The organism is Streptomyces sp. TSRI0107 (genome assembly GCF_001905845.1).
GTDB lineage: Bacteria > Actinomycetota > Actinomycetes > Streptomycetales > Streptomycetaceae > Streptomyces.
Window position 1 is genome coordinate 433251 of the sequence record NZ_LIVZ01000005.1, and the last position, 12894, is coordinate 446144.

A 12894-nucleotide genomic window follows, 5' to 3' on the forward strand; every position below is an offset into this window, starting at 1 on the left:
TCCCTACCGTCCGCTGACCGCCGCCGACCGCAGCGCCCGTCCCTGCTCGAAGGCCTTCTCGTACCCGTCCGGGGACAGCAGACCGCGGACCCGGGCCCGGGTGCCCACGACCTCGGGGTCGCCGTCGGCGGGTGCGCCCCGCAGGCCGACGGCGGCGCCCAGGAGCTCGGCCGCGCGTTCGGGCCGCTCGGCGACGGAGGCGAGGGCGTCGGCGACGTCCGCGAGGGCGAGGACGTCCGGGGAGTCCGCGGCGTGCGCCCCCGCCTGGGCGAACCAGTCGCGGGCCGCGCCGGTGTCGCCCTCCGCGGCGGCCGCCCGGCCCAGCCCGACCAGGATCCGGACCGTCTCCCCGACGCTGAACCAGTTCGCGGCGCACACCTGGAGGGCTCTCTCGTAGTGCCCACGCGCGCGTGCCGGATCACCGGACACCCGGGCCGCGTCGCCGAGGCCGCGCCAGGCGCTCGCCACCTTGTCGGTGGCGCCCGCGACACGCGCCAGCTCCGCGGACTCCGTGAAGTGCGCGACGGCCGCGCCGACGTCGCGCCGGTGAAGCAGCACCACCGCGCGGGAGCGCAGCAGGTCGGCGGTCTCCTCCGGGGCGTCCAGTTCCCTCACGTGGCGCAGGCCCTCGTCGAGCAGCGGCAGCGCCGCGTCATACGCGCCGCGCCAGTCGGCGAAGTGGGCGAGCGGGTCGAGACAGTTGGCCATGCCCCAGCGGTCACCGGCCGTCCGGAACCCGGCCAGGGAGCGGGTGAAGGCGGCCTCGGCCTCGGCCGCGCGGCCCGCGAACAAATCCTGGTAGGCCAGACCCAGATCGAGCAGCGCCCGGCCCCAAGGGGTGTCCCCGACCTGGACGCGGACGCGGTCGTGGTCGTCGACGGCCGGCCGGGGCCCGCCGACGAGGGACCACAGCACGACCGTGAACGGCAGCCGAAGCGGCCGGTCCACCCCGCGCAGCACGTCCGTCGCGCGCGCGACGAGGGCGGCTTCGGCCGGGTCGGTGCCGCTGCCGGTGACCGCGCTCATCACGCACAGGGCGTACTCCTCGGCCAGTTCCCCGGGCGGTGTGCCGCCGACGGTATCGAGCAGCGCGCGGGCCTGCGGCAGCTGCTCGCCGTGCAGGCCGCGCAGCCGCCGGAACCAGGTCAGGGCGGCCATCAGGCGCAGGGCGTCCGCCGGGGCGGTGCGGATCAGCCGGCGCAGGGCCGCGTCCAGGTTGCCGTGCTCGGCGGTCAGCCGGGCCAGCCAGGGCAGCTGACCGGCGCCGCGCAGCCGCGGTTCCGCCTGCTCGGCCAGGCGCAGGAAGTACCCGGCGTGCGCGTCCCGCAGCCGGCCGGCGTCCGTCAGCGTCCCGGCGGCGAACGCGCGGATCGTCTCCAGCATCCGGTAGCGCCCCTCGGAGACCTCCAGGAAGGACTTCTCGACCAGCGACGCCAGCAGGTCCTCCGGGTACGGCACCCCGCACACCGCCTCGACGGCCTCCAGGGTGGCGCCCCCGGAGAACACGGTCAGCCGCCGCGCCAGCTCCCGTTCCTCCTCGTCCAGCAGGTCCCAGCTCCACTCCACGACCGCGCGCAGCGTCCGGTGCCGGGGCGCCTTGGATCGATCGCCCCGGGACAGCACCCGGAACCGGTCGTCCAGCCGGTCCGCCAGCTCGTCGGGCGTCAGCGTGCGCAGCCGGGCCGCGGCCAGCTCGATGGCCAGCGGCAGCCCGTCCAGCGCCGCGCAGATGCCGGCCACGCGCGCGTGCCCCGGGAAATCGGGGCGGACCGCGCGGGCCCGGTCCAGGAAGAGCCGTGTCGCGGGCTCCGGCGGCAGCGGGGGCACCGGGACCAGGACCTCGCCGGTGATCCCCAGCGACTCGCGGCTGGTGGCGAGCACCCGCACACCGGGACACGCGCCGAGCAGCAGAGCGCACAGCCGGGCCGCGTCCTCCACGACGTGCTCGCAGTTGTCCAGCACGAGCAGCAGCTCACGGTCCTCCAGGGCGGCCAGCAGCCGGTCCGTGCCGTCCGTCGCGGGCCCCCGGAAGCCCTCCCGCACGCCGAGCGCGCCGAGCACGGCGTAGGGGATCCGCGCGCCGTCGCCGAGGGGCGCCAGCTCGACGAAGCACACGCCCGCCTGGGCGGTCGCCGTCTCCACCGCGAGCCGGGTCTTGCCCGCGCCGCCGGGACCGGTGAGCGTGACCAGCCGGGAGCCGGGGTCGGCCAGCAGCGCGCGGATCCGCGCCAGCTCCTCCTCCCGGCCGACGAAACGCGTGAGCTGGACGGGGACGCGCGGGCGGGCGTCCGCGCGGGTGCCCTGAAGCAGCTCCAGGTGCAGCGCCGCCAGCTCCGGCGAGGGATCGGTGCCCAGTTCGTCGGCGAGCCGGCGGCGGGCCTCCTCGTACACCGTCAGCGCCTCCGCCGGCCGCCCCGCCGCGTGCAGGGCCCGCATCAGCTGCCCGTGAAGCCGCTCGCGCAGCGGATGCGCGACCAGCAGCGCCCGCAGCTCCGCCACCAGCTCCGGCCCGCCGCCCAGCGCCAGATCCGCCTCGATCCGGTCGCCCACGGCGGCCAGCCGCAGCTCTTCCAGCCGGGTGGCCCCGGCCCGCGCGTCCGGCAGGTCGGGCAGGGCCGGTCCGCGCCACAGGGCCAGCGCGTCGCGGAGCAGGGCGGCGGCGTGGCGATGGTCACCCGCGGCGAGCGCCGCCCGACCCTGCTCGGCCATACGTTCGAAATGGTGGGCGTCGACCGACTCCGGCGGCACGGCGAGCCGGTAACCGGCCGGGACGGCCTCGATCTCCGCGTGCGGGGCCAGCCGCCTGCGCAGCCGGGAGATCTGCGACTGGAGCGCGTTCGCGGCGCCCGCGGGCGGCTCGGAGCCGTAAAGGCCCTCGGTCAGACGGCCCGTGGAGACGGGCCGGCCGGGAGCCAGCAGCAGAAGGGTGAGCAGGGCGCGTGGGCGGGGACCGCCCGGGTCGACGGGGGCGCCGTCCTCGGTGCGGAGCTCCAGGGGGCCCAGAATGCCGAAACGCATCCCCGGATTCTGGCAGCAGGCGCCGGCCCGGAGGCGGGCACAGCAAAAAGCCGGCCCACGTGAGTGGACCGGCTTCTGCAGCGAACCGGCAGTGGCCGCGCGCTCAGCTGAGCGTCAGCGCGAGACCTTGCCGGCCTTGATGCACGAGGTGCAAGCGTTCACGCGCTTCGGCGTCCCGCCCACCACGGTACGCACACGCTGGATGTTCGGGTTCCAGCGGCGGGACGTACGGCGGTGCGAGTGCGAGATGTTGTTGCCGAAGCCCGGCCCCTTGCCGCAGACGTCGCAGTTGGCAGCCACGGGTCACTCCAAAGACTTCAGATGCACTTACGGTTAATCCCGGCATGCCGGGATCGAGATCTTAGGCTCTACGAGCGATCTGAGATCTGAGTGGCGTTGCCAGGGGAACAGCCCGATCAGATCGGGCAACCGGAGCAGCATACAACGGCTGCGCCCGTGGAACGAAACTACCACGGCTGCTCCGGGGCCCGCCCCGGCCCTCTTCCGGCGGTCACCGGCCCTGGGTCTACGCTGCGTCCAGTCCAGCAGCTCAAGGAGGCGCAGGTGCCGCAGGTGCCGCAGACATTCTTCGATGCTCTCGCGGTGCGCACCTGGTGCGGTCTCGCGCTCCAGGCCCTCGGGCGGGCGCGCGAGGAGATCGACGCGATCAACGTGTACCCGGTGGCGGACGGCGACACCGGCACGAACCTGTATCTGACCGTCGAGTCGGCCGCCGCCGCCGTGGACGCGGTGTTCGCCGGCCACGAGGTCGGGTCGCGGCGGCCGGAACGCCCTTCACTCGCGCAGGCCGTGCGCGCGATGGCGCACGGCGCGCTCATCGGGGCCCGCGGGAACTCCGGGACCATCCTCGCCCAGCTGCTGCGCGGCATGGCCCAGGTGCTCGCCGCCGACGACGCCCCGCACACCGACGGCCCCGGGCTGCGCCTCGCCCTGCGCCGGGCCGCCGACTCCGCCCGCCAGGCCGTCGCCCACCCCGTCGAGGGCACGGTGCTGACCGTCGCCTCGGCAGCCGCCGACGCGGCAGGGAAAGCCGAGGGGGACTGCGGGGCCGTCGCGCGGGCCGCCCACGAAGGGGCGCTCGCCGCGCTCGCCGCGACCCCCGGGCAGCTGGCCGTGCTGGAGCGCGCCGGGGTGGTCGACGCCGGGGGACGGGGACTGGTGGCGGTGCTGGGAGCCCTCGTGGAGACCCTCACCGGCGAGGCACCGCGCGGGGTGCCGACCTCGCTGTCCGCGGGGCACGCGCGCGGGGAGGGCGACGCGGCGGAGCCGCATCTCTGCCCGGACGCCGCGGCGACCCCGGAGGACGGCGGTCCCGCCTTCGAGGTGATCTACCTGCTGGAGGCCGACGACGATGCCGTGGCGCGGCTGCGGCGGCAGCTGGACGCCCTCGGCGACTCCCTCGTCGTGGTCGGCGGCGACGGACTGTGGAACGTCCATGTGCACGTGGACGACGCCGGCGCCGCCGTGGAGGCGGGCGTCGAGGCCGGCCGGCCGTACCGGATCCGGATCACCCACTTCGGCGCCGGCGACGTGCACACCGCGCGCGGTGAGCGGCCGCCCGTGGAGCGTGTCCAGCGCGCGGTGGTCGCCGTCGTGCCCGGCGAGGGCCTGGCCGGGCTGTATGCCGACGCGGGCGCGACCACGGTGCTCGCGCGCCCCGGGGAGCCGCCCGCCAGCGGGGAACTCCTGCACGCCGTACGCCGGGCCCACGCGCGCGAGGTCGTGCTGCTGCCCAACGACGCCGAGCTGCGCCACACCGCCGCGGCGGCGGCCGAGCAGGCCCGGACGGAGGGCATCCGCGTGGCCCTCATCCCGACCCGCTCCGCCGTGCAGGGCATCGCGGCGCTCGCGGTGCACGAGCCGGAGCGCCGCTTCGACGAGGACGTCGTCGCCATGACCTCGGCGGCGGGCGCGACCCGCTACGCCGAGGTCGCCGTCGCCGAGGAACAGTCCTGGACCATGGCCGGCATCTGCCAGGCCGGCGACGTGCTCGGCCTCATCGACGGCGACGTGGCCGTGATCGGCTCGGACGTCACCGCCACCGCCGAGACCGTCCTCGACCGCATGCTCGCGGCCGGCGGGGAACTGGTCACCGTCGTCCTCGGCGACGAGGTGCCCCGATCCGTCGCCGACCGGCTGGAGGCCCGGGTACGGGAGGCGTACCTGGCCGTGGACACCGTGGTGTACCGGGGCGGACGACAGGGATCGCTGGTGCTGATCGGGGTGGAGTAGGGGTCCCGCGCGGGGCGTGCGGTTCGCCGGTCTCGCGCGGGGGGTGCGGTTCGGGGCCTCGCCCGGGGTGTGCCGTTCGCCGGCCCCACCTGGGGCGTGCCGTTCGCCGGCCCCGCGAGGCGGACGGTTCGCCGGTCCCGCGCGGGCGTGCGGTTCGGAGCTCCGCCCGGGGTGTGCCGTTCGCCGGCCCCGCCCGGGGCGTGCCGTTCGCCGGCCCCGCGAGGCGGACGGTTCGCCGGTCCCGCGCGGGCGTGCGGTTCGGGGCCCCGCCCGGGGCGTGCCGTCCGCCGGTCCCGCGCGGGGCGCGCCGTTCACCGGACCCGCGCGGGGCGCGCCGTTCAGCCGTCCTCCTGCTCCCGCACCACCCGCAGCATCTGCTCCGCCTCTGCCCGACGCGTCCGCGCCACCTCGTCCTCCTCCGAGGCGTCGGCGTACGCCGCCAGCACTCCACGCGCGCGTGCCGCGGCCTCGGCCGGGCGGCCCAGGTCGGCCTCCAGCCAGCCGGCGGCCAGTTCGGCGCCGGTACGGCTGGGCAGGGCCTCGTCGCCGAGGGCGGCGAACACCGCGACGGCGTTCGCCATCTGCGCCAGAGCCTCCTCGAACACGTCCTGGATCGAGCCGTCCTCGGCGTCCTCCGTGCACGAGCGGGCCAGCAGGTCGCCGAACTGCCGGTGCGTGTGGCCCAGTTCGGCGGCGAGCCGTTGCCGCGCCTCCTCGTCCGGTGCCGCGGCGGGCGCCGCCGCGCACTCCCGCAGGGCGTCCGCCATCAGCTCCCGCGCCCGGTCCGGGCCGTCCTGGGTGCGCAGCGCCAGCCACGCGCGGGCCCGCAGCGAGCGGACCAGGCCGTGCACGTTGCCGAGCGAACGCCACAGGTCGCCCGCGCGCGCGTACGCCCGGTCGGCCTCGGCCGGCATGTCCGCCTGGCCCAGGGACTCGGCGGCGAGGTGGGCGAGGGTCGCGTGGTCGTGCTGCTCGGGCCAGTGCCGGGCGATCTCGGCGGCCTGCAGCCGCCGCTCGGCCGCCGCCTGGTGCTCTCCCAGCTCGCCCAGACAGTCGCCGAGCCACCACAGCGTCTGGACGACCGCGCCGTCGCCGTGCGTCTCGGCGCTCAGGTCGGGCAGCGCCGACTCCAGCACCTCGGCGGCCTCGGCCCAGCGGCCCTGCCGCAGCAGGAACCCGCCGAGCAGCTGCCGCGCCCACGGGCCGAGGGTGCGGCCCTCGCCCGCCTCGTCGGCCCAGTGCGCCGCCTCCAGGGCGTGCTCGGCGGCCTCCTCGGCCGCGCCCCGGCCGCCGACCACCTCGGCCAGCTGGAGGTGCAGCTGGGCGCGCCCGACGGGCTCCAGGTGGGCCCCGCCGTGCCCCAGGGCGGCGCGCAGCGCCCGCTCCGCCTCCGCCTCGTCGCCGAGCTGGTGCGCGAGCCCCGCCAGCCGGACCTCGTACTCCACGGCGAACCACGGCAGCCCCATGGCCGCGTACTCCGCGGCGGCCCGCGCGAACAGCCCCGTCGCCGTGCGTGCGTCCCCGGCCCGCGCCGCCAGCTCCGCGAGCATCGCCCGCGCCTCGGCGGCCCGCGAGGCCAGCCGCACATCACCCCCGGTGTGCCCGTCCACCAGCGCCAGCACCTCCCGGACGGCGGCCTCCGCCTCGGCCAGGACGGGGTCGGCGGACGGAGGCGGTACGTCGTCCCCGGCGGGCTCCTCCAGCTCGTACACCCGCCGCATCAGGATCCGCGCCCGGCCCATCAGCACCGACGCGGCCTGGCCTATGCCCGTGCCGTCCTCGGCGTACAGCGCGAGCACCCGGTCGTACGGCTCGGCGACCGCGGCCACCGCCTCGTCGACCCGGCCCGCGAGCGCGCGGACGTACGCGGCACGGGCCAGGGCGGCCAGCGCCTCGCCGGGGTCGCCGGCCTCCGCGTACAGCTCCGCGGCGCGCTCGAACAGGGCGGCGCCCTCCGGGCCCAGGCCCATCGCCTCGTGGTCGGCGATCTCCGCGCGGTCACGGGCGGCCAGCTCGACGCCGTCGGCCGCCTCGGCGGCGCGCGCGACCGCGGCCCACGCCTCGACGGCGTTCGGCTGCAGGGTGTCCGACAGCCGCCGGGCCTCGGCCAGCAGCGCGTCGAGGCCGGCCCGCGGGCCGGAGCCGGTGCCGCCCGCGTCGGCGTTCGCGCCGTTCGCGTCGGTGAGCGCGGCGGGGCGCGCGTCCGTGGCGAGCGCGGGATCGGGCGCCGCGGGCGCCGCCGGTGCCTGGCGCTGGGAGCGCACGCCCAGCGGGAGCCGGTCCACCAGCGCCGGCTGATCCATGCGCGCGCGGACCCGCTCACTGACGTACGTCGTGCCGTTGCGCTGGTCGAACCGCGCCGCCAGCGCCAGCGCCTCCACGCGCGCGTGCCCGGCGAGTTCGGCCGCCGTCCACGACCGTCCGGCCGGTCCCGGCACCTGCCGCCCGCCGAAGCCGAGCACCGTCAGCCGGCCCATCAGCAGCGCCACCACGCTCAGGAACTCCATCCGGCTGCGCGGCTGCCCGGTGTCCGTGAAGTACGCCGGCCGCTCCGCCAGCAGCTCCAGACCGCGCGCCTCGTTGCCGGTCAGCGCGCAGAACTCCACGTGCTCCGCGTACGCGCTGCGCATGCTCTCCTTGGCGCGCACCAGCCGGAAACCCCGCAGATGGTGACCCCGCGCCTCGTCCAGCCGGCCGAGCCGCACCAGCGGCAGCAGCGAGGAGGCGAGCGCCGCGTGCGGCTCGTGGGCACAGCTGAACTCGCCGTCCAGCACGGGCCGCCAGAACCGCAGCGCCTCCTCGTCCCGGCCGCGCTCCGCCTGCCACCAGCCCTGCCCGTCCAGTTCGCAGGCGTGGCAGTCGGCCATGGAGTCCCGGTCGGCGGCCAGCCACGCGGCGTACGCGCGCTCCGCGCGGGGCACGTCCCCGACGTGCGCGGCCACATGGAACTCGGCGCTGCGCACCGCCCGCTCGGAGTGCCCCGCCAGCCGGTAGCGCCGCTCCATCTCGCCGAGCCACTTCTCGATCGAGGCGAGCGGGATGTGCGGCTGGTCCAGCATGCCGGTCGTCATCCACTTGAAGACCCAGTGCAGCGAATGGGTCTCCTGCTCGTCGAAGTCCTCCGGGCGCTCGTCCCACATGCGCAGCAGCCGCGCGAACGGGACGAACATCTTGTCCTTCTCGGAGCTGTAGTTGTAGACCGTCAGCTGATGGCCCAGCGCCTCGATCACGGCGAGCGGGACGTCCAGCCGCTCCGCCGCGGCCAGCAGCTGCTCCGCGCGGGCGTTGCGGGCCGGCCCCTCCGGGCGTGCCGCGTTCTCCGCCAGCGCCTGGCGCAGGGAGTCGAAGTCCGTGATCTCGCTCATCAGTGCTCGTCCTCGCGGTGAGTGGCCCATTCCAGGAGGCCGAGGAACGCCCGGTTCAGCAGCGCCGAGTCGGCGGGCCGCAGCGGGCGCTGCGCCATCAGCAGGGCCTGGCCGTACAGGGACTCCGTGGCCGTGCCGATCAGCTCCCGGTCGGGCAGGGAACCGATCCGCCGGATCAGCGGATTGAGGTGGTTCAGCACCAGACGCGCGCGGGGGGCACCGCCGCGCAGCGAACCGAGGATGCCCGCCCACAGCTCGTCGGCCTGCTCCTCGGCCTCCGCGCGGGCCTGCTCGTGCCGGGCCGCCCGGTCGTCCAGATGCAGCGCGGGCACCGACAGCGGATGGAAGGAACGCAGGACGACGTCGCAGCCCAGCGGGTCCAGGGCGGCCCGCGCGGCGGCCAGGAAGTCCGCCAGCGCCAGCTCCTCGCCCGGGTCGACGGCGTCCAGATGGGCGGTCACCGTGTCCGCGTCCAGCTCGGCGACCGACGCCCCCGGACAGACCGACGGCAGCGCCTCGACCAGTTCGCTGTCGTAGGTGTAGCCGCCGTTGACGACGCCGACGCCCTGCGCGGAGGCGATCGGCGCGACCTGCCGGAACTCCTCCACGGTCCGCGTGAAGTGCACCACCGGGTGCCGCCGCGCGAACTCCTCCAGGGACAGCTGCCCGTCGGTCGTCTCGAAGGGCAGCCACGGCAGCATCGTGCGCAGCATCTCCCGGTCGTGCCGCGCCAGCGACTTCACACCCAGGTGGTGCACGGCGAGGAAGGCCGTCAGCCGCTGCGGATCACCGGCCGCCAGCCCGGTCAGCCAGGACCTGATCCGCTCCCCGAGCGCCTCGCGTACGGCGGCCAGGGTCTCGTCCTCGTACAGCGCCTCCCGTGAGGCGGTGGGCCGCAGACTGTCGGTGTCGAGGACACAGCGCACGAAGAACGCCCAGTCGGGCAGCAGCTGCTCGGCCCGCTCGGTCAGCAGCATGCCCTTCAGATGCACCCGGTGCCGGGCGCGCTGGGCCGGGCTGACCGCGGCGGGCAGGACGTACGCGACACCGCGTATGCCCGCCAGCGGCACGTCCAGGTCGATCGAGTCCAGCGGCGTGAACCCGAACTGCTCGTGACAGTGCCGGGCGAGGGCCACCCGACGGGCGGCGGGGGAGGGGTACGGCCGGTCCCAGGGCGCGGGCAGGTCGGTGACCTCCTCCTCGCCCACCCGCACGTCGTACGGCAGCAGCGAGCCGAAGTCCCGGGCCAGCGCCAGCACCCGCTCCTCGGACAGCCACTCCGCGGCACCGGGCCGCGCCACGAGGTGCACGGTGGTGCCGGGTTCGGGCCGGGCCTCGGCGGGCAGGGTCCGCACGGTGTACGAGCCGTCGTCCGACGCCGTCCACTCCACGGGCCGGGCGTCCGGCGTACGGGCGCTGCGGCTGACGACCCGGATCCGCTCGGCGACCAGGAAACACGCCAGCAGCCCGATGCCGAACTGCCCGAGGAAGTCCGAGCGCGCCTCCCGCAGGCCGTCGGTCCGCTTGGAGCTGCGGCCGATGGTCGCCAGCAGAGTGTGCACATCGGACTCGGTGAGCCCGATGCCGGAGTCCTCCACGCGCAGCGCACCGTCTTCCGCGTACAGCCGCACCCGGGCCGGGGCGTCGGGTTGCCCGGCCCGCCGGGCGGTGATGGCGTCGACGGCGTTCTGCAGCAGTTCCCGCAGGTAGACCTTGGGACTGGAGTAGAGGTGATGGGAGAGCAGGTCCACCAGGCCGCGCAGGTCGACCTGGAACGTATGAGGCGCGGAAGGTGCCTCGGATGCCTGTGATGACTGTGAGGTCTGGGAGTCCATCGTCACAGCGCCGTTGGGGGGAGAAGCTACGGCGCGGGGTCGGGCGGCCCCGGTGAGGCGGTGACCGCGGAAAGGATGGCCGGAGCGCGTCATCCTAGAGCCCGATCGAGCCGCCTGACCATGGCTTCCCCAGACCGAAACGGCATGGCCCGCAGGGCGTCACCTGCGCGTTGTCAGTGCCGTGGTGTGCAATGGATCTCGTGCCCGCACTGGAAGAACCCCTGAAGAAGGTGCTCGGCCCCGCCACCGCGAAGGTGATGGCCGAGCACCTCGGCCTGCACACCGTCGGCGACCTCCTGCACCACTACCCACGCAGATACGAGGAGCGGGGCCAGCTCACCCACCTCGCCGACCTCCCCATGGACGAGCACGTCACCGTGGTCGCCCAGGTCGCCGACGCCCGCCTGCACACCTTCGCCTCCGCCAAGGCCCCCCGCGGCAAGGGCCAGCGGCTGGAGGTGACCATCACCGACGGCAGCGGCCGGCTCCAGCTGGTCTTCTTCGGCAACGGCGTGCACAAGCCCCTCAAGGAACTCCTGCCCGGAACGCACGCGATGTTCGCCGGCCGGGTCTCCGTCTTCAACCGCCGCCTCCAACTCGCCCACCCGGCCTACGAACTCCTGCGCGGCGACAGCGAGGAGACCGTGGAGACCTGGGCCGGCGCCCTGATCCCCATCTATCCCGCGACCGCCAAGCTGGAGTCCTGGAAGCTCGGCAAGGCGGTGCAGACCGTCCTGCCCAGCGCCCAGGAGGCCGTCGACCCGCTTCCGCCCGCCCTGCGCGAGGGCCGCGGCCTGGTCCCGCTCTCCGAGGCCCTGCTCAAGATCCACCGCCCGCACACCAAGGCGGACATCGCCGCCGCCCGCGACCGCCTCAAGTGGGACGAGGCGTTCGTCCTCCAGGTCGCCCTGGCCCGCCGCCGCCACGCCGACGCCCAACTCCCGGCGGTCCCCCGCAGGCCCGCGCCGCACGGCCTCCTCACCGCCTTCGACGACCGCCTCCCCTTCACCCTCACCGAGGGCCAGCGCAAGGTCTCCAAGGAGATCTTCGACGACCTGGCCACCGAGCACCCGATGCACCGGCTGCTCCAGGGAGAGGTCGGCAGCGGCAAGACGATGGTCGCGCTGCGCGCCATGCTCGCCGTCGTCGACGCCGGCGGGCAGGCCGCGATGCTCGCACCCACCGAGGTGCTCGCCCAGCAGCACCACCGGTCGATCGTGGAGATGATGGGCGAGCTCGCCGAGGGCGGGATGCTCGGCGGGGCGGAGCACGGCACCAAGGTCGTGCTGCTCACCGGCTCCATGGGCGCCGCCGCCCGCCGGCAGGCGCTGCTCGACCTGGTCACCGGCGAGGCCGGGATCGTGATCGGCACGCACGCGCTGATCGAGGACAAGGTGCAGTTCCACGACCTGGGCCTGGTCGTGGTCGACGAACAGCACCGCTTCGGCGTCGAGCAGCGCGACGCCCTGCGCGGCAAGGGCAAGCAGCCCCCGCACCTGCTCGTCATGACCGCCACGCCCATCCCGCGCACGGTCGCCATGACCGTCTTCGGCGACCTGGAGACCTCGGTCCTCGACCAGCTCCCGGCCGGCCGTTCCCCGATCGCCAGCCATGTCGTCCCCGCCGCCGACAAGCCGCACTTCCTCGCCCGGGCCTGGGAACGGGTGCGCGAGGAGGTGTCGAACGGTCATCAGGCGTACGTCGTCTGCCCCCGCATCGGCGACGAGGAGGTGGACATCAGGAAGAAGCAGTCCGCCGAGGACGAGGCGGAGAAGCGGCCCCCGCTCGCCGTCCTCGACGTCGCCGACCAGCTCGCCAAGGGCCCCCTCCAGGGCCTGCGGGTGGAGGTCCTGCACGGCAGGATGCACCCGGACGACAAGGACGCCGTCATGCGCCGCTTCGCCGCCGGCGAGACGGACGTCCTCGTCGCCACCACCGTCATCGAGGTCGGCGTCAACGTGCCCAACGCCACCGCGATGGTGATCATGGACGCCGACCGCTTCGGCGTCTCGCAGCTCCACCAGCTGCGCGGCCGGGTGGGCCGCGGCTCCGCCCCCGGCCTGTGTCTGCTGGTCAGCGAGATGCCCGAGGCCAGCGCCGCCCGCCAGCGGCTGAACGCGGTCGCCTCCACCCTCGACGGCTTCGAACTGTCCCGCATCGACCTCGAACAGCGCCGCGAGGGCGACGTCCTCGGCCAGGCCCAGTCCGGCGCCCGCACCAGCCTGAAGGTCCTCGCCGTCATCGAGGACGAGGAGATCATCGCCGAGGCCAGGGAGGAGGCGACCAAGGTGGTCGCCGCCGACCCCGAGCTGACCCACCTCCCGGGCCTGCGGACGGCCCTGGACGCCCTTCTGGACGAGGAGCGGGAGCAGTACCTGGAGAAGGGGTGACGGACGGCGCCGGTCAAGGGGCGCGGGGCTGGA

General features: G+C 75.4%; 6 protein-coding genes. 2 read left to right on the forward strand and 4 right to left on the reverse strand.

The window, feature by feature from the left end:
- Positions 1-3 precede the first annotated feature (3 nt).
- The gene (locus AMK31_RS15735) at positions 4-3018 is read right to left on the reverse strand and encodes a BTAD domain-containing putative transcriptional regulator (protein WP_073941135.1); all 3015 of its coding nucleotides are present in this window, start codon (positions 3016-3018) and stop codon (positions 4-6) included.
- Between the two features lie 114 nt (positions 3019-3132).
- Entirely contained in the window at positions 3133-3318 is a 186-nt protein-coding gene (rpmB, locus tag AMK31_RS15740) for a 50S ribosomal protein L28 (protein ID WP_003993230.1), read from the reverse strand.
- 264 nt (positions 3319-3582) lie between these two features.
- On the opposite strand from rpmB, the gene AMK31_RS15745 reads away from it, so the two are divergent.
- Entirely contained in the window at positions 3583-5271 is a 1689-nt protein-coding gene (locus tag AMK31_RS15745; protein ID WP_073941136.1) for a DAK2 domain-containing protein, read from the forward strand.
- A 338-nt stretch (positions 5272-5609) separates the two neighbouring features.
- Here AMK31_RS15745 and AMK31_RS15750 read toward each other — a convergent pair whose 3' ends face one another.
- Both AMK31_RS15750 and AMK31_RS15755 read right to left on the reverse strand, forming a co-directional pair.
- On the reverse strand, positions 5610-8636 hold the full coding sequence (locus AMK31_RS15750; RefSeq protein WP_073941137.1) for a hypothetical protein: 3027 nt from the start codon (positions 8634-8636) through the stop codon (positions 5610-5612).
- A complete protein-coding gene (locus AMK31_RS15755) occupies positions 8636-10471 on the reverse strand; it encodes an HSP90 family protein (RefSeq protein WP_073941138.1) in 1836 nt (611 codons plus the stop codon). The genes AMK31_RS15750 and AMK31_RS15755 overlap by 1 nt, the downstream gene beginning before the upstream one ends.
- Positions 10472-10662: 191 nt before the next feature.
- Between AMK31_RS15755 and recG the strand changes: the two genes are divergently transcribed.
- Entirely contained in the window at positions 10663-12861 is a 2199-nt protein-coding gene (recG, locus tag AMK31_RS15760; RefSeq protein ID WP_073941139.1) for an ATP-dependent DNA helicase RecG, read from the forward strand.
- Positions 12862-12894: the final 33 nt, after the last annotated feature.